We start from the raw sequence: 22,665 nt of genomic DNA on the forward strand, positions 1-22,665 counted from the left end.
CTAGATTTCGATCAGGGCGCCCAATTCGCGCTCGAGCTCGGCCTCATCCGCCAGGTTCAGCTCGATCAGCCGCCGCAAGCGCTGGATCGACTCCAGGCTGATATGTCGGCAGATGAACCCCAAATGGCCGTTTTCCTCGTGGGCCAGTTGCACGTCCATCTCGATATCGACGTCATCGCTCAGATGAATGTCGACGAAAAAATCCTTTTCCCGATCGCCGAGCCACGGCTCCGGCCGTTCGACCAGCAAACCCTTGAGTGACAGGTCGATCAGTTTGACCTGCCAGATGTACTCGCCCTGACTCAGCTCGGTTCTGGCATCGAACGCAATACGTTTGAAGCGACGACGGTTGTCTGAAGGCTCGTTCATGGCGCAATCCTCCGAAGGTTCGCTGACTATAGACCCGCCTTGTCCGAGCGTGCCAGCGCGGAAGGGCTCAGATAGACCTATGTCGGGGTATGGCCTTTGGCACCGTTAGCGCTAAACTCGGGGTGGCTGTCTTTCTTGTCCACCCTGGCTGGAATAAAAAAATGAAAAATAATAATAGCCTGCTACGCCACTTACCCTGGCTAGTGCTGGCAATCGTAGGAGCGTGCGCCCTGGGCGTAGTGGCATTGCGCCGCGGCGAGGCGATCAACGCCTTGTGGATCGTGGTCGCTGCCGTGGCCATTTATCTGGTTGCGTACCGTTACTACAGTCTGTTCATCGCCAACAACGTGATGCAACTGGATCCGCGTCGGGCCACCCCCGCCGTGCTCAACAACGATGGTCTGGACTATGTGCCGACCAACAAACACATTCTTTTCGGTCACCACTTCGCGGCCATCGCTGGCGCGGGGCCGCTGGTCGGCCCGGTATTGGCGGCGCAGATGGGCTATCTGCCCGGTACGCTCTGGCTGATTGCCGGTGTGGTGCTGGCGGGCGCGGTGCAGGACTTCATGGTCCTGTTCATGTCGACCCGACGCAACGGCCGTTCCCTGGGCGATATGGTGCGTGAAGAAATGGGCCGGATTCCCGGGACCATCGCGCTGTTCGGCTGCTTCCTGATCATGATCATCATCCTTGCGGTGCTGGCGCTGATCGTGGTCAAGGCCCTGGCGGAAAGCCCGTGGGGTATCTTCACCGTGATGGCGACCATCCCGATCGCGATGTTCATGGGCATCTACATGCGCTACATCCGTCCGGGCCGCATCGGCGAGATCTCCGTAGTCGGCGTATTGCTGCTGCTCGGTTCGATCTGGCTGGGCGGGCAGATTGCTGCCGATCCGGTCTGGGCCAAAGCCTTCACCTTCACCGGTGTGCAGATTACCTGGATGCTCGTCGGTTACGGTTTTGTCGCCGCGTCGCTGCCGGTCTGGCTGATTCTGGCGCCGCGTGACTATCTATCGACCTTCCTCAAGATCGGTACCATCGTCGCCTTGGCGATCGGCATTCTGGTGACCATGCCCGAGCTGAAAATGCCGGCGCTGACACAGTTTGTCGACGGCACCGGGCCGGTGTGGAAGGGCGGTCTGTTCCCGTTCCTGTTCATCACCATTGCCTGCGGTGCGGTATCGGGTTTCCATGCGCTGATTTCCTCGGGCACAACGCCCAAGCTGCTGGATAACGAAACCAACGCCCGCTACATCGGCTACGGCGGCATGCTGATGGAATCGTTCGTGGCAATCATGGCCATGGTTGCCGCTTCGGTGATCGAGCCGGGCGTGTACTTCGCCATGAACAGCCCGGCCGCCGTGGTTGGCAGTGACGCCGCGTCAGTGGCGCAGATGGTCACCAGCTGGGGCTTCGCAATCACGCCGGAAGCGCTGCAAGCGGTTGCCCATGACATCGGTGAAACCACCATTCTGGCTCGCGCCGGCGGTGCGCCGACCCTGGCGGTGGGTATTGCGCAGATCCTGCACAGTGTCCTGCCGGGTGAAAACACCATGGCGTTCTGGTACCACTTCGCGATCCTGTTCGAAGCGCTGTTCATCCTGACCGCAGTCGACGCCGGTACCCGTGCCGGGCGTTTCATGCTGCAGGATCTGCTCGGCTCGTTCGTTCCGGCGCTGAAACGTACTGAATCGTGGACCGCCAACCTGATCGCCACCGCCGGTTGTGTGGCGATGTGGGGCTGGTTGCTGTACCAGGGCGTGATCGATCCACTGGGCGGCATCAACACCCTGTGGCCACTGTTCGGCATTTCCAACCAGATGCTCGCCGGTATCGCGCTGATGCTCGGCACCGTGGTCCTGATCAAGATGAAGCGCCAGCGCTACATCTGGGTCACCCTGCTGCCAGCGACATGGCTGTTGATCTGCACCACGACCGCAGGCTTCATCAAGCTGTTCGACGCTAACCCGGCGATCGGCTTCCTGTCGCTGGCCAAGAAGTACAGCGATGCGCTGGCCAACGGTCAGGTGCTGGCACCGGCGAAAAGCGTCGAGCAGATGCAGCATGTGATCTTCAACGCCTATACCAACGCCACACTCACCGCGCTGTTCCTGTTCGTGGTGTTCAGCATCCTGTTCTATGCGCTCAAGGTCGGCATCGCCGCCTGGGGCAAAAAAGAACGTACGGATAAAGAGTCGCCATTCCAGGCCCTGCCGGATGCGTAACCAGAGGATTGCAGCATGTTCAATGACCTGAGTCGCCTCGGTAAATACCTCGGTCAGGCCGCGCGCCTGATGGTCGGCATGCCCGACTACGACACCTACGTCGAGCATATGCAAACCAAACACCCGGACAAACCGGTGATGAGCTACGAGATGTTCTTTCGCGAACGTCAGGAGGCGCGTTACGGTGGCAAGGGTGGGCCGAAGTGCTGTTGAGCTGACAGTATCAGGTTGAGGTAATCCCCTGTGGGAGCTGGCCTGCCAGCGATGGCGGAGTGTCAGTCGACGGAAATTTCGACTGACACACCCTCATCGCCAGCAGGCTGGCTCCCACATTTGTTTTGTGTTCTTTTCAGGAGATCGAGTTTTGTCCTCTCCCATCCCGGTCACGGTACTCAGCGGTTTCCTCGGCGCCGGCAAGACCACGCTGTTGCGCCATCTGCTCAAAGCCGAGCACGGCCTGAAAATCGCCGTGATCGAAAACGAATTCAGCGATGCCGGCATCGACACCCAGTTGCTGGGTGACGAGCCGGTGCAAGTCATGACCCTGGCCAACGGCTGCGTCTGCTGCACCATTCACACCGACCTGACCAAGGCGCTGTACTTGCTGCTCGAACGGCTGGACAGCGGCGAGATCGCGTTTGATCGTCTAGTAATCGAGTGCACAGGCCTTGCCGATCCAGCCCCGGTGGCGCAGACGTTTTTCATCGATGAAGAATTGCGCGAGCGTTACCTGCTCGACGGCATCATCACGCTGGTCGATGCCGCGCATGCCGACGTGCATCTGAGCCAGACCATCGCCCAGGCGCAGATCGGTTTCGCCGACCGCCTGTTGGTGAGCAAGACCGATCTGGTTGACCAGGCCACTTTCACCGCGTTGAGCGAGCGGCTGACGCGGATCAACCGTCGTGCGCCGATCCGTGTGGTCGAGCACGGCAACATTGATCTGGCGGAACTGCTGGATGTACGCGGCTTCAATCTCAATGCCGATCTTGGCGGCGGCTTGAGCCTGCGTCCGGTGGGCCAGGCGCCGTCGATCGATCGTATTTCCAGCCTGGTGCTGCGCACCGATCAGCCGCTGGATATCGATCAGCTCAGCGAGTTCATGAACGAACTGCTGGAAGAACACGGCAAGCAATTGCTGCGTTACAAAGGTGTGTTGAACATCGCCGGTGAGGATCGGCGGCTGGTGTTTCAGGGCGTACTGAAACTTTATGGTTTCGATTGGGACACAGAATGGGCCGAGGGTGAGAAGCGTGAAAGTGTGATGGTGTTTATTGCCGATGATTTGCCCGAGGAGAAGATTCGGGCGGGGTTTGCGCGGGTGGCGGCAGCCTGACGGATTTTCTGAGCCTGTGCTGCAGCTATCGCGAGCAGGCTCACTCCTACAGGGGAACGCGTTTCAAATGTAGGAGTGAGCCTGCTCGCGATGGCCATCTAACCAGCAACATATTGCCCAAGGTCTGTGCCCAACAGTGTCTGCTCAAGCTGATCCAGATGCTGATTCATCAACATCATGGCTTCAGCGACTCTGCCGGATTCCACCGCCTCGACCAGCGCCAGATGCTCCTGCCACGCGCAACAGCTATGCGAAGAACCCTCGCATCGCGCAATCGCCAGCGATGTCAGCGGCACCAGACTGCTCAGAAAATGCGCCAACGGCGCATTCCCCGCCATTGCCGCCAACTGCAAATGAAACTCCCCGGCCAAGCGGATCGCCGCACCGCTTCGATCCTGCTCGACCGCCAAACGCTCACGTTCGATCAACCCGCGCAGACGTTTGATCCCGTCAGCCTGTGGACGCTGGCACGCCAGCCGCACCAATGTGCCTTCAGCCAGCCGTCGCGCATGCAAGGTCTGCCGGGTCTGCTCCGCATCAGGCGCGGCAATACGTGGTCGATGATTGGCCCGTAGCACCACGATGTGTTCATGAGAAAGCTGCGTCAGCACCCGTCGTACATCGGCGCGGCCGGCGCTGAACATCGCCTGCAGGCTGTCCTCGGTAAATGGCTGGCCGGGGTGATTCGCTGCTCCAGAATCGCCTCGAGCAGGCGCGGATACAGATCGTCCACCGCGGCGCGCAGGCGTGTGAAGGGCAGGGGCGCGCCTGTAGAGTGAGCGGGCGGCGTTGCGGCGACACTGTTCATGGCCGGTCTCCATAAAGAAAATTCAGTTAGGCAGGTTGTCTTCCGGGATATTCAGCTCGACGCCCATGCGCTGGCCTTCTCGCAGAATGTGCCGACGCATTTCGGCGCTGGCCTGCGCGCTGTTCTTGCTGCGGATCGCGCGGACTACCGCTTCGTTTTCTTCCAGACGTTCGGCCAGATGCTCGGGAGAATTGCGCAGCACTTCGGCGCTTTGCTTGAGCGCGTTGCTGGTCTGCTGCACGACACTTTGGAAAATCGGGTTCGAGGTCAGCGTGAACAGCTCTTCGTGAAAAGCGATGTAAGCGCTGACGCCGGCGTCGCTGTCGCCCGCTTCGAGGGCTTCGCGCATGTCCATCAGGGTCAGGCGCAACTGCCCGACTTCCTTGCTGCTGATCGATTGCGCGACCAGACCGACAATGAATGGCTCGAGGGTATAGCGCAGTTGCAGCACGTCTTCGAGGCTGGCGCCGGCGACTGCACTGTCCTGGTTCGGGTTGTCGCTCAGTTGTGCGTCGAGTACGACCACGCCTTTGCCCGGCATCGAACGCACCAGACCAAGGGTTTCCAGAACGATCACCGCCTCGCGCAGGCTCGGCCGGCTGATGCCCAATTGTTCGGCCAGTTCACGCTGGCCCGGCAGCATTTCACCGCTGCGCCACTGACCACGGGCCAGCGCCGCGCGGAGCTTTTCCACCACTGAGTTGACGACGGTTGAAGTTGTGATCACGTATTGGCTCCTGCGCCGTGCCTGCCTGTCAGCAGGCACGGCGATCAATCAAAATTCTTTGGCCGCCGCCTGGGCGACGGTTTTTCTCGGCTGGAAGTTATAGCCCTGTTCGCCGTTGAGCACCTTGTTGGCCCGTTGTACGTCGATGTCCTTTTCCCAGCGGGCGATAGCGACGGTGGCGACGCAGTTGCCGATCAGGTTGGTCAGCGCGCGGCCGATGCCCATGAACCAGTCCACCGCGAGCACCAGCACCAGACCGACCACCGGAATCGCCGGAATCGCGGTCAGCGTTGCCGCCAGAATCACCAGCGCCGAGCCGGGAATGCCGTGGGCGCCTTTGGAAGTGATCAGCGACACCAGCAGAATCGTCAGCAGGTCGGTCATCGCCAGCGGTGTCCCCGTGGCGTTGGCGATGAACACGATGGCCAGGGTCAGGTAGATCGAAAAACCGTCGAGGTTGAACGAGTACCCGGTCGGAATCACCAGCCCGACGGTCGAACTGCCGATGCCCAGGTGTTCCAGCTTGCGCATGATTTGCGGCAGCACGGCGTCCGAGGAGGCGGTGCCCATGACGATCAGCAGTTCTTCGCGCAGGTACTTGAGCAGCGGCCACATGCGCAGGCCGGAAGCACGCATCACCACTCCGAGAATCACGCTGACAAACGCGATGCAGGTCAGATAGAACAGGCCGACCAGACTGCCCAGATGTTGCAGCGAATCCAGGCCATATTTGCTGGTAGTGAAGGCGATGGCGCCGAACACGCCGATCGGCGCCAGACGCACGATCATGCCCATGATGCGAAAGATCACGTGGCTCAGTTCGTTGATCAGCCGCGAGATCCCCGACGCCGCTTCGCCGACCAGATTCAGCGCGCTGCCGAACAGCACCGAGAACAGCAGCACCTGCAGAATGTTGTTGTCGGCGAAGGCACCGATCACCGAGGTCGGGATCAGGTCCATCAGGAACTGCGTGGTGGTGTGCATGTGCTGGCCGCGCTCGGCGAGGTCGCCCATGTCGGCGCTGGACAGTTGCTCCAGATGAATATTCGCGCCGCTGCCGATGCCGGTGCTGAAGGCGAACACCAGGCCGATCACCAGAGCGATGGTGGTCAGCACTTCGAAGTAGATCACCGACTTGAGGCCGATGCGCCCGACCTTCTTCAGGTCGCCCGCGCCACTGATGCCGCTGACTACCACGCAAAACACGATCAGGCCGATGAGCATCTTGATCAGTTTGATGAAACCGTCGCCGAGCGGTTTGAGCTGGGCCGAGTATTCAGGGAGAGTAAGCCCGCAGACGATGCCGAGCATCAGTCCGAGAACCACTTGGAGGAAGATTGAACGCGAGCACCATCTGAGCATGGGAGGAATCCTGGGTCGGTGTCCTGGCTGCCGCACGCGTGGCGTTTCGGATTCAGGACTTAATTATTGTGGTCTTACCGGTATGTCCAGTGCAGGCGCAGTCTAGGCGCGGTTTTTTGTTGATCGCAAGTGAAAAGTGACGAATTGGCATGACCGGTCTGACCAGTTGTGCGGCGAGTCCCATCCTTGAGCGGTTCAGGCGTTTGAAAAAATATCGGCGAAAAAAAACCGGCCAATCACTTGGCCGGTTTTTCATGCTGCGGGTTTAACGTCGCGATTTACGCGCCGTATACCGGCAGTTTCTTGCAGATGGCTTTGACTTTCTCACGAACGGCGTCGATCACCGCTTCGTTGTTCAGGTCTGCCAGGATGTCGCAGATCCAGCCGGCCAGCTCTTTGCACTCAGCTTCCTTGAAGCCGCGAGTGGTCACAGCCGGGGTACCGAAACGCAGGCCAGAGGTGACGAACGGCGAGCGTGGATCGTTAGGCACGGAGTTCTTGTTCACGGTGATGAACGCTTTGCCCAGAGCGGCGTCGGCGTCTTTACCGGAGATTTCCTGCTTGATCAGCGACAGCAGGAACAGGTGGTTTTCAGTACCGCCCGAAACCACGTCGAAACCGCGCTCGATGAATACGCTGGCCATGGCCTGGGCGTTTTTCACCACTTGTTGCTGGTAGACCTTGAACTCAGGCTGCAGCGCTTCCTTAAAGCAGATCGCCTTGGCAGCGATCACGTGCTCCAGCGGGCCACCCTGGGCGCCAGGGAATACTGCGGAGTTGAGCTTCTTCTCGATGTCGGCGTTGGCGCGCGCCAGGATCAGACCGCCACGTGGGCCGCGCAGGGTCTTGTGCGTGGTGGTGGTGACGACATCAGCGAACGGCACCGGGTTCGGATAGACGCCAGCGGCGACCAGACCGGCCACGTGGGCCATGTCGACGAACAGGTAGGCACCGACTTTGTCAGCGATGGCGCGGAAGCGTGGGAAATCGAGGATCTGCGAGTAGGCAGAGAAACCGGCCACGATCATTTTCGGCTTGTGCTCGATTGCCAGGCGCTCGACTTCGTCGTAGTCGATCAGGCCGTTGGCGTCGATGCCGTACTGCACGGCGTTGTACAGCTTGCCCGATGAGGAAACGCTGGCGCCGTGGGTCAGGTGACCGCCGTGGGCCAGGCTCATGCCCAGAATGGTGTCACCGGCCGAGAGCAGGGCCAGATACACAGCGGCGTTGGCTTGCGAACCGGCGTGCGGCTGAACGTTGGCGTAATCGGCACCGAACAGTTCCTTGGCACGGTCGATGGCCAGTTGCTCGACCACGTCGACGTACTCGCAACCACCGTAGTAGCGCTTGCCCGGGTAGCCTTCGGCGTATTTGTTGGTCAGGACCGAGCCTTGAGCTTCCATCACCGCTGGGCTGGTGTAGTTTTCCGAAGCGATCAGCTCAATGTGTTCTTCCTGACGCTGAGCTTCTTGCTCCATGGCGGCAAAAAGGTCGGCGTCGTACTTGGCAATAGTCAAATCACGGCTGAACATGGCGGTCCTCAAGGATCGGGGGGGCAGAAAAGGGGGGCATTCTAACCTAACGGGTTTTGGATGGCATATGAAACGGCATCATGTCGCAGACAAGTGGCGTTCATGACAGATATGCGGTGCTTTTGCCGGCCCCATCGCTGGCAAGCCAGCTCCCACAATGACTGCGTTCCAAGCTGAGGATACTGATCCATTGCAAATCCCTGTGGGAGCTGGCTTGCCAGCGATGGCCGCGCCGCGGGACTTCAGTCGAACATGAACAGTGCATCATTGCTGAACTGCGCCTCGAACCGTCCCGCCGGCATCGGCCGGCCGAACAGGTAGCCCTGCACCTCGTCGCAACCGTGCTCACGCAGGAAGTCCAGTTGCTCGTGGGTTTCCACGCCCTCGGCGATCACCGCCAGGTTCAGGCTGTGGGCCATGGCGATGATCGCCCGGGCGATTTGCGCGTCCTGTTCGCCCGAGGGCAAGCCATCGACGAAGGTGCGGTCGATTTTCAGCACGTCGATCGGGAATTGCTTGAGGTAGTTGAGCGATGAATAACCGGTGCCGAAGTCGTCGACTGCGATGCTCAGGCCAAGATTTTTCAGGCCAGCGAGAATCTGCATCGCCTCGCTGACTTCGCGCATCAGGATACTTTCGGTCAGTTCCAGCTCCAGGCACGCCGGCGGCAGGCCGGTTTCGCGCAGGATCGTGGCGATGCGCGTGCCGAGCTGGCCGTCGGAGAACTGCCGCGCCGAGATGTTCACCGAAACCTTTGGCACGCGCACGCGTTGCTGGTGCCAGGTTTTCAACTGGCGGCAGGCTTCGCTGATCACCCAGTCGCCCACATCGACCACCAGCCCGAGTTCTTCCAGCACCGGAATGAAATCCCCCGGCGGCACCAATCCGCGCCGCGGATGGCGCCAGCGCAGCAGCGCTTCGGCGCCGGTCAGGCGTTTGCCGTCGCCGCTGAACTGCGGCTGGTAATACAGGACGAATTCGTTCTGCTCCAGAGCGTGGCGCAAGTCGCTTTCCAACTCCAGACGCTCCAGCGCACTGGCGTTCATGTCGGCCTGATAGAACTGGAAGTTGTTCTTGCCGCGCTCCTTGGCGTGGTACATCGCGGTGTCGGCGTTCTTCATCAACTGGCTGAGTTCGTTGCCGTCCTGCGGACTGAGGGCGATGCCGATACTCGCGGTGACAAAGAACTCACGGCCTTCGAGGACGAACGGCCGCACCAGACTGCCAAGGATCTGCTCGGCGACGTGAATCGCCCGGTTCAAGGCCAGCTCGCGACTGGAACGATGTTGCAGCAGCAGGGTGAATTCGTCGCCGCCCATGCGCGCCACGGTGTCGTCTTCACCGACGCAGGCCAGCAGGCGCGTGGCCATGTCCTTGAGCATGCGATCGCCAGCGGCGTGGCCGAGGGAGTCGTTGATTGGCTTGAACCGGTCGAGATCGAGGAACATCAGCACCACCCACGACTTCTGCCGTTCAGCCGCTTGCAGCGCGGTGTGCAGGCGATCCTGGAACAGCGTGCGGTTGGGCAGATGGGTCAGGGCGTCGTAGTAGGCGAGGCGGTGGATGCGCTGTTCGCTGGCCTTGCGCTCGCTGATGTCGCTGAAGAAACACACGTAACTGGCCAGATCGCCCTCGTCGTCGAGCACCGCCGTAATCCCGACCCACGCCGGGTAGTGCTCGCCGTTACGACGTTTCATCCAGACTTCGCCTTCCCAGGTGCTGTGCTCGTGCAATTGCTTGAGCACGTAGCGCAGGTGCGCGTCCTGCTGCTCGTCGACGGTGAGCATGTTGGGCAACTGGTCGAGCACTTCGCCCACTGCGTAGCCACTGACGCGGCTGAACGCTTCGTTGGCCTGGACGATGTAACCAGCCGGGTCGGTGATCAGGATGGCCGAGGTCGAATGCTCGAATACCGTCGCGGCCATGCGCAGGTCTTTTTCGGCGCGGCGTTGCTGGCTGATGTCGCGGCCGACGCCGAGCACGCCTTCGAAGGCGCCATGTTCGTCCCAGACCAGCACCAGGCGCAGTTCGATCGGGATCTTGCGGCCATCGGCGCGCAGGCAGTCGAACAGGAACAGTTGCGTCTGCACCTGACTGCGCAGCAGGGTCAGTTGTTCGGGCTTGTCCAGGGCTTTGCTGACGCGGTCCATCAGGGCGTAGATGCCGTTCAGTTGCCCGGGATTGGCGATGGTCGATTGCCAGCCGTTGTGGAAAATCCACTCGGCGTTGTAACCCAGCACCGCTTGCACCGACGGGCTGACGTAGTTCAGCGAGAGTTTGCTGTCGGTGGAGAAAATCACGTCGCTGATGCTTTCCGCGAGCATCCGGTAACGCTGCTCGCTGTCGCGCAGGGATTCGCTGGCCTCGATCTGCTCGGTGATGTCCTTGGCCACGCCGATGATTCGCGTGACCTGATCGTGTTTGTCCCGCGCCAATGCCTGTTCGCGGATGTCGAAACGCCGCCACTTGCCGTCCCGATGACGGAAACGCAACTGGCATTGCAGCAACTGGCTGTAACCGGCGTGGCGCTGCAGCTGCCGCGAGCGATGGTAGTGGTCGGCATCTTCCGGGTGCAGGAGGATTTCCCAGAAGTATTCGCCCATCTGGTGCAGTTCGCTGCGGTTGTAGCCCAGCGTCTGGCCGAGGTGATGGTTGCTGAAAATCATCCGCTGGCTGATCACGTCCTGCACATACAGATGGTCCGGCACGGTGCGCACCACATCCGACCAGAAACCCTCGCGCTCCAGCAACGACAGTTCGATCAGCTTGCGGCTGGTGATGTCGTTGATGCTGAGGATCACCGCTTTGTAATCGTCTTGCTCGTTGGGCAGGCGCAGCACCATCCACAGGTGTTGGTCGCGACCGTTGCCGTCCGGCAGTTTGATTTCCAGCTCCAGTTGATCCTGGTGCAGCAAAACCGCCTCGAGAATTTGCTGGCCGATGACGCAGTGCTGATGCGGTTGGCCGGCGATCAGCAGTTGCCAGGCGTGCTCGCAGGAATTGACGTTGAGCAGTTGCAGCGCGACCTGATTGACCTCGGTGACGCGCAATTCCTGAAGCAACTGTTTGCATTGCTGCGGCTGGTCGAGCCAGGCCTTGAGCTGGTCGCTGCTCTGGATCTGCGCCTTGGCGAACGCCTGCTTGAGGCCCGACAGATCGAGCACGCAGAGGGCCACGCCGGTGCCTTCGAAAATGTCCTGATAACGTCGTCGCCCTTCATGCAGCTGGCGCTGACGCCGACGCATGTTCAGCAGCGCGATCACCGGCAACATCGAAAACGCCAGGCCCAGCAGGCATTTGCCGATGAACGCCGGCAACAACTCTTCGAGCACCCGCTGGCGGTCGAACAGGCCGCGCAACTGCCAGTCGCTGCTGCTCAGCGGCACGGTCAGCACGGTATTGGCCAGGTCGTCCGCGGTTAGTACGCCGGGTTTCGCCGAAGGCTGGGCTTTGTCGCGGCTGATGATTTGATGGTTGACGCGGTTTTCCACCAGCCACAGCGGACGCAGGCCGGCTTCACCCTGTTTGGTCAATGAATCGAAAAACGTCGGCGTCAGGCGCAGCGCCCAATAACCACGCGTGCTGCCGCTGGCCTGATGCAGCAACAGGTGCACCACCGAGCCATCGTCGGCGTTGCTGAAATAATGGGCCTGGGCACGGCTGCGCCGGACCAGTTCGGTGAGGTAGTCGGCGTCGTCGCTGTTTGCGGCGCTGTCGCTGATGATCCGCCCGGATGGGCTGAGCAAGGCCATACTGCGCAGGTCGGGTAGCGATTGCTGGAGCTTGCGCAACAGCGCCTGCTGTTCGTCGGCTGATTGCGGCTGTTCGACGATCGGTAGCAGATTGAGGGCGATTTGCGCGTTCAGCGCCATGTTCAGGCTGACCTGGGCGGCGAGGTCGGCGGTGTAGTCGATGGTGTACTGGCGCTGGTTTTTCTGGGTTTCGCGCAGTTGATCGAGCAGTTGCCAGAACAGCAGCGCCAGCAATAGAAGCACGAGCGTCGCCAGCGCACCCTTTAATGTGCCGCGCAGGGACGAGCCGGGCGCCGCTGGGGTGCTGCTCACAGAAGCTGGCGGAGTGACGTTGGACAAGCTGTGATCCTGCGGATTGGCTGGACTGGCGCGACGTGCACTATAAGCTGGACGCCCAAAGGGCGGCTAGCATGCCTTGACTCGTGGCGAAGTGCCAGCCCCTCGCGGCTGGACTGCCTGTGAGCATTCAGGTAGCTTTGCCGGTTAGACCGGGGGCGTTCCAGCCCCTACAATCAGACTTTTTCCTGCGCGCACGCATTGATCGTGATCACGTGAACGACGCGCACCGGTCTGGCCAGGCCTCGCCTGCGCTCCAATCATTCATCTGTCACTGACCCAAGGTTCTCCATGGCTCAATACGTCTTCACCATGCATCGGCTGGGCAAAGTTGTTCCGCCGAAGCGGGAAATCCTCAAAAACATTTCGTTGTCTTTCTTCCCCGGCGCCAAGATCGGCGTGCTCGGCCTCAACGGTTCGGGTAAGTCCACGCTGCTGAAAATCATGGCCGGCGTTGACACCGAGTTCGAAGGTGAAGCGCGTCCGATGCCGGACCTGAACATCGGTTACCTGCCGCAAGAGCCGCAACTCGATTCGACCAAGACCGTGCGTGAAGTGGTCGAAGAAGCGGTGAGCGTGATCAAGGATGCACAAGCGCGTCTGGACGAGGTCTACGCTGCCTACGCCGACCCGGATGCCGACTTCGACAAACTGGCCGCCGAACAGGCCAAGCTCGAAGCGATCCTGCAGGCCAGCGACGGTCATAACCTGGAGCGTCAACTGGAAGTCGCCGCCGATGCGCTGCGTCTGCCAGCCTGGGACGCGAAAGTCGAACACCTGTCCGGTGGTGAAAAGCGTCGTGTGGCCCTGTGCCGTCTGCTGCTGTCCGCCCCGGACATGCTGCTGCTCGACGAACCAACCAACCACCTGGATGCCGACTCCGTGGCCTGGCTGGAGCATTTCCTCCACGACTTCCCGGGCACTGTGGTGGCGATCACGCACGACCGTTACTTCCTCGACAACGTCGCCGGCTGGATTCTCGAACTCGACCGCGGCGCGGGCATTCCGTACGAGGGCAACTATTCGGGTTGGCTCGAAGCCAAGTCCGACCGTCTGGCCGCTGAATCCAAGCAGCAGTCGGCCCACGAAAAAGCCATGAAGGAAGAACTGGAGTGGGTGCGCAAAGGCGCCAAGGCCCGCCAGTCGAAATCCAAGGCCCGTCTGCAACGCTTCGAAGAAATGCAATCGCAGGAATTCCAGAAGCGCAGCGAAACCAACGAGATCTACATCCCGGCCGGTCCGCGTCTGGGCGACAAGGTCATCGAATTCAAGAACGTCTCCAAGGGCTACGGCGATCGCGTCCTGATCGACAACCTGTCGTTCTCGATGCCAAAGGGCGCCATTGTCGGCGTGATCGGTGGTAACGGTGCCGGTAAGTCGACCTTGTTCCGCATGCTGATGGGCAAGGAAACCCCGGATTCCGGCTCCATCGAAGTCGGCGAAACCGTGCAACTGGCCTGCGTTGACCAGAGCCGCGAAGACCTCGACGGCAGCAAGACCGTGTTCCAGCAGATCTCCGACGGTTCCGATCAGATCCGCATCGGCAACTACGAGATTCCGTCGCGCACCTACGTCGGTCGCTTCAACTTCAAGGGCGGCGATCAGCAGAAGTTCGTCAAGGACCTGTCCGGTGGTGAGCGCGGTCGTCTGCACCTGGCGCTGACCCTGAAGGAGGGCGGCAACGTCCTGCTGCTCGACGAACCGTCCAACGACCTCGACGTGGAAACCCTGCGTTCGCTGGAAGAAGCGCTGCTGGACTTCCCGGGCGCCGCCATTGTGATCTCTCACGATCGCTGGTTCCTTGACCGTGTCGCCACGCACATGCTGGCGTACGAAGACGACTCGCAAGCGGTGTTCTTCGAAGGCAACTACACCGAGTACGAAGCCGACCGCAAAAAGCGCCTCGGCGAAGCAGCGGCCCAGCCACATCGGGTACGCCACAAGAAACTGGCCTGATTCGGCTGGTTGCATGACAAAGCGGAGCCTTCGGGCTCCGTTTTTTTTGCCTGGGTTTTTTCAACGGGACCGAGGTGGATTCATCGCTGGCAAGCCAGCTCCCACAGGGATTGTGTTATGCCCGGATTGTGTGTCCGCCGCTAAAACTGTGGGAGCTGGCTTGCCAGCGATGGCGGTGTAACAATTGGTGCATGACCTGAATGTGTTCTCACCATTGAGGTGCAAAACAGGCCGAAAACCATGCTTATTTATATCCTGTGCACCATTTAATTTCATAACTGCGACATTTTGCTCTGTTCCTGTGCGCAATCGGTTTGTTACAGTCCGGCCCAATCTCTTCCAACGACAATAAATTTGCCGAGACTTTCACCCATGACCGAATCCGTCGAATCCTTCCTCGCGCGCCTGAAAAAACGCGACCCCGATCAACCCGAATTTCATCAGGCCGTCGAAGAAGTGCTGCGCAGTCTGTGGCCATTTCTCGAAGCCAACCCGCGCTACCTGACCTCGGGGATTCTGGAGCGCATCTGCGAGCCGGAGCGCGCGGTGGTGTTTCGTGTGTCGTGGGTCGACGATCAGGGCAAGGTTCAGGTCAATCGTGGTTTCCGCATCCAGATGAACAGCGCCATCGGCCCGTACAAGGGCGGTCTGCGTTTCCATCCGTCGGTGAACATGGGCGTGCTGAAATTCCTCGCCTTCGAACAGACCTTCAAGAACTCGCTGACGTCGTTGCCGATGGGCGGCGGCAAGGGCGGTTCGGACTTTGATCCAAAGGGCAAAAGCGACGCCGAGGTCATGCGTTTCTGCCAGGCGTTCATGAGCGAGCTGTATCGCCACATCGGTGCGGACGTGGACGTACCGGCCGGTGACATTGGCGTGGGGGCGCGGGAGATCGGTTTCCTGTTCGGTCAGTACAAGCGCCTGAGCAATCAGTTCACCAGCGTCCTGACCGGCAAAGGCATGACGTATGGCGGCAGCCTGATTCGCCCGGAGGCCACCGGTTTCGGTTGCGTGTACTTCGCCGAGGAAATGCTCAAGCGCCGCGGGCAGGGCGTTGAAGGCAAGCGGGTGGCGATTTCCGGTTCCGGCAACGTTGCTCAGTACGCGGCGCGCAAAGTGATGGATCTGGGTGGCAAGGTGATTTCCCTGTCCGATTCCGAAGGCACGCTGTTCTGCGAAGCCGGCTTGAGCGAAGAACAGTGGCTGGCGCTGCTGGAGCTGAAGAACGTCAAACGCGGGCGCATCAGCGAACTGGCCGCCGCGTTCGGCCTGGAGTTCCGCGCCGGGCAGTTGCCATGGTCGCTGCCGTGCGACATCGCGCTGCCGTGCGCCACGCAGAACGAACTCGACGCCGAAGCGGCGCGCACGCTGCTGCGTAATGGCTGTGTCTGCGTGGCCGAAGGCGCGAACATGCCGACCACGCTGGAGGCTGTGGATATCTTTATCGAGGCGGGCATTCTGTTCGCCCCGGGCAAGGCGTCCAACGCGGGCGGCGTCGCGGTGAGTGGTCTGGAAATGTCGCAGAACGCCATGCGCCTGCTGTGGACGGCCGGCGAGGTCGACAGCAAGCTGCACGCGATCATGCAATCGATCCACCACGCTTGCGTGCATTACGGCGAGGAGAACGGCCAGGTCAATTACGTCAAAGGCGCGAACATCGCCGGCTTCGTCAAAGTCGCCGATGCGATGTTGGCCCAAGGCGTGGTTTAAGCCGGTTCGATGCGGATCACTTCAATGATCTGATCGCCGGCGGGGCGCTGCCACAGCATCTCATCGTTGAGCCGCGCGCCGAGTAGCGCCCGGCCCAGCGGTGAGGCCCAATTGATCAGTCCCTGACTCGCGTCGGCCTGATCCTCGCCGACCAGTTGCACGCAAAATTCATTGTCGTGTTCATCGGCGTAGGTCACCCGACTGCCGATCTGTACCGTGTCGGTGGACGTCGCGGCGACAGCCACTTGCGCGGTACTCAGGCGCTGGTTGAAGTAACGCAGATCCCTTTGCAGATCCGCCAGTCGCTGTTTGTCGGCCTGCTCACCTTTGGCCGATTGTTCGGCATGCAGGGCTTGCAGCTCGGCGACTTTCGCCTGCAACTGCGCCAGACCTTGCGGCGTCACGTAATTGGGCTGCGTGCTGACCTGTCGCTCGACCGGTTGATCGGCCTGTGCGGCGGCGCTGTCTTCGTTGACGAATGCGCGACTCATGGTGTCCTCCTCTAAAGGATTTGGGCCATGTTCGCCGGCATTTGGTTTCACTGGATGTCCGAGAACGACTATTGCGAGCGATAGGCCCGTCCGGCGTCCTGGTCTTTCTGTTGCTGCCAGGCGCGCTCGCGTTCGTCCCAATGTTCGTTGCGATAGTCCTCGCGGCTCTTGTTTTCCAGCATTGCCTGGCACTGGCGGAAACCGTCGGTCCAGCCATCGGCGTACTGCCTGTCCTTGAGATAGCGCGGCACGTTCTTGCGAAACTCGCCGCTGATCGAACCGGCGGCTTGCCGGCCGCTGACGCAACCGTCGTCGAACCCGTCGGCGAAGGCTGGTGGATAACCCTTGGCAATCAGATCCTCATGGGTCGACTGACAACCGCCCAGCACCAGCAACACGCCCAGCACACCCGCACACCGCCACATTGCACTCTCCCGCGCCGATACCCAGCTCATAGGGAAAGTCTAGAAGGGGATTAATGAGGCGGCTGTCGAAGGTCTGTGAAAAATCCATTCACACCACAATCCCCCTTGCAGGAGTGAGCCTGCTCGCGATAGCGGTATGTCAGTCACAGCAGCACTGACTGAAGAATTGCTATCGCGAGCAGGCTCACTCCTACCAGGGGATATGTTCGAAGTCAGTAGTGATACCACTTCACTTCGAGCATGACTTCGGTCTCGGGTGTAGCGAGATGGCTGAATTCACGCTGTGCACTCAAGCGCAAGCCGAGGTTGCGCGACAATTCCCACTGCTGATTGAGGCTCAGACTGCGGCGCACTTCACCGTTGAAGAAGTAATCGCCCTTGGCCTCCAGACTCAGGTTGCCCAGCGGATTTTTCCACAGCACGCCGGTATTGAACCCGCCGGCGGGGGAGACGAACTCGGCGAAGTCATTGTTGTGCTCCACGCGCACGGTGCCGAGTGCAAAGCCGAGCACATCCTCGCCCAGCTGCCATGTACCACCGCCACCGCCGTTGACGTGGCTGACCAGCGTCTCGTCATCATGCTTGCCCGGCACCCGCTCAAGGCCACCGGTGACTTGCCATGACAATGGCTGCAGCAGCTCATTGCGCGGTGTCAGCGAACGAATCGTTGCCAGATCCAGTTGCTGCAACTGCCAGTCATTGCCTTCGTACTGGCGCAGCTTGAGTTGCAGGATCTCGATCTGTGCGCCGAGCGGGAAGCTTTCGGCGTTGTCATTGAGATCGTGATAGGCCATGCGCAAACCGTATTCGCCGAACGCACGATCGCCGCGCGTGCCGAGGCCGGCCTGCCAGGTGCGCGACTCGTGCCCGTCTTCCGGCAGCCCCGGCTGCGGAATGTTCAATTCCGGAGCCGGATTCTTGTTGATTGCCCGCAGCAGTTCGAAACTGCGCTGCGCCCGTTGCGGATCGCGTTCCTGGCCGTTGGCGCGGTAGCGCTCCAGGCGATAGGCCGCATCGACGATCAACGCCTGACGCGCGCGCGGCAGCGCCTTGAACGTCGAATCCTGCAAAACCTGTTGATCGGCGCTGACCTTGAGCACCCACTGTTGTTCGTCATCGCTCAACGGCTCGGCACGGCTAAGCAATTCGCGCTCGCGGGACGGACGATATTCGATGTGCTCGACCAGCCCGGCCTCTTTCACCGCTTTGACGGTGTCGGTGGGGATCGCGGTCAGCGGGAATTGTTCGGTCAGGCGCAGGCTCGGCCGCGCCACTTGCAGCAACTCGAGCAAGCGATAGGAGCAGTTTTCGTCGAAGAAGAAATAGTCGAACTGGATCTGCTTGAGCTCCCAGACATGCGCGACCATACGCGCGGTTTCTTCCTGCGTCAGGTTCAACCGGTATTCCCACAGGTCGCGGTTTTCCAGGCTGCGGTATTCGGAGAGTTTTTCCTGATAGGGCACCAGCGCGAACAGCCCCGGATAGCCGCCCATCAAGCCTTTCCAGGCGTAGAGAATGCTGTTGTCGGAGCCTTCGATGTAGGCGCCGAAGTTAATCGCGTAGCTGAGCAGCGAGGTTTTGTCGGCCTGTACATCGGCCTGATCGATGCGCAACAGGGTGTGGCCGAACATCGACGAAGGACTGTTGAGGTAGGCGGCCGGGAAAATCATCACCGCGCTGTGCGGCGAGACGTCCTTGAACCACTGCTTGTACTCGGCGCACTCCGGCGTCGGCAGATCGTTGAGGTTGAGCTGCGCTTTCAGCCAGCGCGTGCGCGCCGGGTAAACGCATTGTGCGTGCTGTTCGCCAAGGCTGACTGGCGCATACAGCGCCTGCACGGTCGCGGCCAGTTCACGGTCGGGATGTTCGTTGCCATCGGGCGCGAGAAAGAACTTCTTGTCGCTGACATAGCTGCGCCAGCCACCGAGCTTGGCGGTCTCATAGTGACCGAGGGAAATCCAGAAGCGGTCGTTGGCCAGTTGCTGCAAACGTTGAGGGTCGATGTGAGGCGCGGCGGACAGCGGGGCGCAGACACAGAGCGCCAGCCAGGCAAGGCGTTTGAGCATAGTCGGCAACTTGAACAGGAAAGAAATAAAAGACCCAAAGAGGGACGGGCCAAAAAAACAAAACCCGCTTCCCGAAGGAAGCGGGTGGGGTCGAGCTTAAGCCTGAGTCGCGTACTTGGCCAGACGTGGGTCCGATTTCAGTACCGCCAGGGTGTTGGTATGCACGTCTTCTGCGGTCACGTCAGCCTTGCTGAAGATCTGCTGGAAGTGCTCGTGAGTGACAGCGGCAAAGTGCGCGCGATCTTCTGGTGCCACGCCCAGTACCACAGCGTAAGTCGTCAGCGCTTCGCCGTTGCCTTTGGCCATGTCTTCGGACAGCTCGTTCATCATGCCATTCATGGCGAACCAGGATTTGCCGCCGTAGGTCAGCGACGCGTTGGTCGAGCAACCGTTGGTACCGGAAGTCATACCGAAGGTAGCGTTACCGGAAGTGCCGTTGGTGGTGGAAGCGAGGAAGTGAGCCGGGGTGCCACGCTGACCTTCGAACAGCATGTTGCCCCAACCGCAATCCGGGCCGCCTGGAGCTTGAGCCATTGCGTTGATGGATACAGCGGTGAAGAGAGTACCGAGAAGAATCCGTTTCATAGCTTTTTTCTCTTTATGTGCATACCAATGGACAGGGTTCTGACTTTCCGGTGCTGCGTGAAACAGAGCCGAATATAGCCAGTGGGCCAGTATTAGTTCCAGCCGCGCAGTTTGGAGTTTAGGCACGTTCCGGGGGTTCCGTGGTTTTTTACAAAATATTTGGAATAAACCCCGGTTTTACGGGACGCGCCACCGGGCTGGTCGGTTGTCTATGCTTTGTCATGTGGCGCGCCTTGCCAGTGGGGCACGGGCAGCGCCAGAATGCCGCTATCTGCCCCGCCCGATTGTTAAGGAAGCCCGATGCCTGATTCTGTTGCTGCCAGCTTGCGTCTTGCGCCTGAAGCGCTGACCCGTCCGTTTTCCGCTGAACAGTTCAGCTTCACTACCACCAATGATCTGGAGCCCTTTCGCGGTGTGCTCGGCCAGGAACGCGCGGTCGAAGCCTTGCAGTTCGGTGTGGCCATGCCACGCCCCGGTTACAACGTATTCGTCATGGGCGAACCCGGCACCGGCCGTTTCTCGTTCGTCAAACGCTACCTGAAAGCCGAAGGCAAACGCCTGCAGACCCCGGCGGACTGGGTCTACGTCAACAATTTCGACGAGCCGCGCGAGCCGCGTGCGCTGGAATTGCCATCGGGCACCGCCGGCGCCTTCATCGGTGACATCAATGGCTTGATCGACAACCTGCTGGCGACTTTTCCGGCCGTGTTCGAACACCCGTCCTACCAGCAGAAGAAAAGCGCCATCGACCGCGCCTTCAATCAGCGCTACGACAAGGCCCTCGACATCATTGAGCGACTGGCCCTGGAAAAGGACGTCGCGTTGTATCGCGACAGCAGCAACATCGCCTTCACGCCGATGCTGGACGGCAAAGCGCTGGACGAAGCCGAATTCGCCCAGTTGCCGGAAGCCGAGCGTGAGCGCTTTCATGATGATATTTCCGGCCTCGAAGAACGCCTGAACGAAGAACTCGCCAGCCTGCCGCAGTGGAAGCGCGAATCGAATAATCAACTGCGCCAGCTCAACGAAGAAACCATCACCCTGGCTTTGCAGCCATTGCTGGCGCCGTTGTCGGAGAAGTACGCGGAAAACGCCGCGGTCTGCGGTTATCTGCAAGCGATGCAGGTGTACCTGCTGAAAACCGTGGTCGAGCAACTGGTCGACGACAGCAAGACCGACGCCGTCGCGCGCAAGCTGCTCGAAGAGCAATACGCGCCGAGCCTGGTGGTCGGCCATCCGGCCAGCGGCGGTGCGCCAGTGGTGTTCGAGCCGCACCCGACTTACGAAAACCTGTTCGGCCGTATCGAATACACCACCGATCAGGGCGCGCTGTACACCACTTATCGGCAGTTGCGCTCGGGCGCTTTGCACCGCGCCAACGGCGGTTTCCTGATTCTTGAAGCGGAAAAAATGCTCAGCGAGCCGTTCGTGTGGGATGCGCTCAAACGCGCGCTGCAATCGCGCAAACTGAAAATGGAATCACCGCTGGGCGAGATGGGCCGTTTCGCCACGGTGACCCTGAACCCGCAGCACATTCCGCTGCAGGTCAAAGTCATCATCATTGGCGCGCGGCAGCTGTACTACACGCTGCAAGACCTCGATCCGGACTTCCAGGAAATGTTCCGCGTGCTGGTCGACTTCGACGAAGACATCCCGATGGTCGACGAGAGCCTCGAGCAGTTCGCCCAACTGCTGAAAACCCGCACTTCGGAAGAAGGCATGGCGCCGCTCACTGCCGATGCGGTGGCGCGTCTGGCGACCTACAGTGCGCGGCTGGCCGAACACCAGGGGCGCTTGTCGGCGCGTATCGGCGATCTGTTTCAACTGGTCAGCGAGGCGGATTTCATTCGTCATCTGGCTGGTGATGAAATGACCGATGCCGGGCACATCGAGCGAGCCCTGAAAGCCAAGGCCACCCGCACCGGTCGGGTGTCGGCGCGGATTCTCGACGACATGCTCGCCGGGATCATCCTGATCGACACCGATGGCGCGGCAGTCGGCAAGTGCAACGGGCTGACCGTGCTTGAAGTCGGCGACTCGGCGTTCGGCGTGCCGGCGCGAATTTCCGCCACGGTGTACCCGGGCGGCAGCGGCATTGTCGACATCGAGCGTGAGGTCAACCTCGGCCAGCCGATCCACTCCAAGGGCGTGATGATTCTCACCGGTTATCTGGGCAGCCGTTACGCGCAGGAATTCCCGCTGGCGATTTCCGCTAGCATCGCGCTGGAGCAATCCTACGGTTACGTCGATGGCGACAGTGCGTCGCTGGGCGAGGCGTGCACGCTGATTTCGGCATTGTCGAAAACTCCACTCAAGCAGTGCTTTGCGATCACCGGTTCGATCAACCAGTTCGGCGAAGTGCAGGCGGTCGGCGGGGTCAACGAGAAGATCGAAGGCTTCTTCCGCCTGTGCGAAGCACGCGGACTGACCGGCGAGCAGGGCGCGATCATTCCGCAGGCCAACGTCGCCACGCTGATGCTCGACGAAAAAGTGCTCGCGGCGGTACGGGCCGGGCAGTTCCATGTTTACGCGGTGCGTCAGGCCGATGAAGCGCTGAGCCTGCTGGTCGGCGAACCGGCCGGTGAGCCGAATGAGGATGGGCAATTCCCGGAAGGCAGCATCAACGCGCGAGTGGTGGAGCGTCTGCGTGATATTGCCGAGATGATCAGCGAAGAGGATCTGAAAGAAGCCGAGAAGGAACTGGCGCAGGAGGCTCTCGCCGAAGCCAAACCGGCTTAAGCCAAGCGCGGTCAAACTGTAGGAGTGAGCCTGCTCGCGATGGCGCAGTGTCAGTCGGCAAAGATGTTGCCTGACCCGCCGCCATCGCGAGCAGGCTCACTCCTACATTTGTTTTCAAGATTAGGATTTGCATCGATCTTCGGCAAATGTGTCACGACTCTGACGTCAATATTCACACAATGACCATTCGGCGCCTTCTGGTTCCATTCGGCTTGCGAGGGACACTTTTCTTCTATTCTCAGG

Annotated in this window: 15 protein-coding genes and 1 pseudogene; 6 read left to right on the forward strand and 10 right to left on the reverse strand. The window is 60.5% G+C overall.

Going from position 1 to position 22,665, the window contains the following annotated elements:
* Entirely contained in the window at window positions 1-369 is a 369-nt protein-coding gene (locus J3P93_RS04240) for a PilZ domain-containing protein (RefSeq protein WP_434595353.1), read from the reverse strand.
* Window positions 370-530: 161 nt separating this feature from the next.
* On the opposite strand from J3P93_RS04240, the gene J3P93_RS04245 reads away from it, so the two are divergent.
* The 3 genes from J3P93_RS04245 (at window position 531) to yjiA (ending at window position 3,933) form a co-directional block, all read left to right on the forward strand.
* Complete coding sequence (locus J3P93_RS04245) at window positions 531-2,597, forward strand: carbon starvation CstA family protein (RefSeq protein WP_041477781.1); 2,067 nt, start codon at window positions 531-533, stop codon at window positions 2,595-2,597.
* A 15-nt stretch (window positions 2,598-2,612) separates the two neighbouring features.
* Window positions 2,613-2,810 carry a YbdD/YjiX family protein gene (locus J3P93_RS04250; RefSeq protein ID WP_003228401.1) on the forward strand — a complete coding sequence of 66 codons (198 nt, stop codon included), beginning with the start codon at window positions 2,613-2,615 and terminating at the stop codon, window positions 2,808-2,810.
* Between the two features lie 151 nt (window positions 2,811-2,961).
* A complete protein-coding gene (yjiA, locus tag J3P93_RS04255) occupies window positions 2,962-3,933 on the forward strand; it encodes a GTPase (RefSeq protein WP_434595358.1) in 972 nt (323 codons plus the stop codon).
* 98 nt (window positions 3,934-4,031) lie between these two features.
* On the opposite strand, the pseudogene J3P93_RS04260 reads toward yjiA, so the two are convergent.
* The 5 genes and pseudogenes from J3P93_RS04260 to morA all read right to left on the reverse strand — a co-directional run bounded on the left by J3P93_RS04260 (window position 4,032) and on the right by morA (window position 12,453).
* Window positions 4,032-4,741: pseudogene (locus J3P93_RS04260) on the reverse strand (GntR family transcriptional regulator).
* Between the two features lie 22 nt (window positions 4,742-4,763).
* Window positions 4,764-5,468 (reverse strand): FadR/GntR family transcriptional regulator, encoded by a 705-nt coding sequence (locus J3P93_RS04265; RefSeq protein WP_434595360.1) that lies wholly within the window; start codon window positions 5,466-5,468, stop codon window positions 4,764-4,766.
* Between the two features lie 48 nt (window positions 5,469-5,516).
* Entirely contained in the window at window positions 5,517-6,830 is a 1,314-nt protein-coding gene (locus tag J3P93_RS04270; protein WP_093098169.1) for a C4-dicarboxylate transporter DctA, read from the reverse strand.
* A gap of 278 nt (window positions 6,831-7,108) precedes the next feature.
* Complete coding sequence (gene glyA, locus J3P93_RS04275; RefSeq protein ID WP_434595363.1) at window positions 7,109-8,362, reverse strand: serine hydroxymethyltransferase; 1,254 nt, start codon at window positions 8,360-8,362, stop codon at window positions 7,109-7,111.
* 242 nt (window positions 8,363-8,604) lie between these two features.
* Window positions 8,605-12,453 (reverse strand): cyclic di-GMP receptor MorA, encoded by a 3,849-nt coding sequence (gene morA / locus J3P93_RS04280; protein WP_434595366.1) that lies wholly within the window; start codon window positions 12,451-12,453, stop codon window positions 8,605-8,607.
* 288 nt (window positions 12,454-12,741) lie between these two features.
* Between morA and ettA the strand changes: the two genes are divergently transcribed.
* Both ettA and gdhA read left to right on the forward strand, forming a co-directional pair.
* Window positions 12,742-14,406, forward strand: coding sequence for an energy-dependent translational throttle protein EttA (gene ettA / locus J3P93_RS04285; protein WP_434595368.1), 1,665 nt, complete (start codon window positions 12,742-12,744; stop codon window positions 14,404-14,406).
* Between the two features lie 372 nt (window positions 14,407-14,778).
* Window positions 14,779-16,116 carry an NADP-specific glutamate dehydrogenase gene (gdhA, locus tag J3P93_RS04290; RefSeq protein WP_434595371.1) on the forward strand — a complete coding sequence of 446 codons (1,338 nt, stop codon included), beginning with the start codon at window positions 14,779-14,781 and terminating at the stop codon, window positions 16,114-16,116.
* Here gdhA and J3P93_RS04295 read toward each other — a convergent pair.
* The 4 genes from J3P93_RS04295 to J3P93_RS04310 all read right to left on the reverse strand — a co-directional run bounded on the left by J3P93_RS04295 (window position 16,113) and on the right by J3P93_RS04310 (window position 19,683).
* Window positions 16,113-16,607 carry a GreA/GreB family elongation factor gene (locus J3P93_RS04295; protein WP_434595373.1) on the reverse strand — a complete coding sequence of 165 codons (495 nt, stop codon included), beginning with the start codon at window positions 16,605-16,607 and terminating at the stop codon, window positions 16,113-16,115. The genes gdhA and J3P93_RS04295 overlap by 4 nt on opposite strands.
* Window positions 16,608-16,675: 68 nt before the next feature.
* A complete protein-coding gene (locus J3P93_RS04300) occupies window positions 16,676-17,032 on the reverse strand; it encodes a hypothetical protein (RefSeq protein ID WP_434595376.1) in 357 nt (118 codons plus the stop codon).
* Window positions 17,033-17,244: 212 nt separating this feature from the next.
* Window positions 17,245-19,098 carry an Lnb N-terminal periplasmic domain-containing protein gene (locus J3P93_RS04305; protein ID WP_434595377.1) on the reverse strand — a complete coding sequence of 618 codons (1,854 nt, stop codon included), beginning with the start codon at window positions 19,096-19,098 and terminating at the stop codon, window positions 17,245-17,247.
* Between the two features lie 96 nt (window positions 19,099-19,194).
* The gene (locus J3P93_RS04310) at window positions 19,195-19,683 is read right to left on the reverse strand and encodes a DUF3015 domain-containing protein (RefSeq protein WP_007909797.1); all 489 of its coding nucleotides are present in this window, start codon (window positions 19,681-19,683) and stop codon (window positions 19,195-19,197) included.
* A 300-nt stretch (window positions 19,684-19,983) separates the two neighbouring features.
* Here J3P93_RS04310 and J3P93_RS04315 point away from each other — a divergent pair, with 300 nt between their 5' ends.
* Window positions 19,984-22,422 carry a Lon protease family protein gene (locus J3P93_RS04315; protein WP_434595381.1) on the forward strand — a complete coding sequence of 813 codons (2,439 nt, stop codon included), beginning with the start codon at window positions 19,984-19,986 and terminating at the stop codon, window positions 22,420-22,422.
* Window positions 22,423-22,665: the final 243 nt, after the last annotated feature.

This window comes from Pseudomonas sp. R3-57 (assembly GCF_051132065.1).
Lineage (GTDB): Bacteria > Pseudomonadota > Gammaproteobacteria > Pseudomonadales > Pseudomonadaceae > Aquipseudomonas.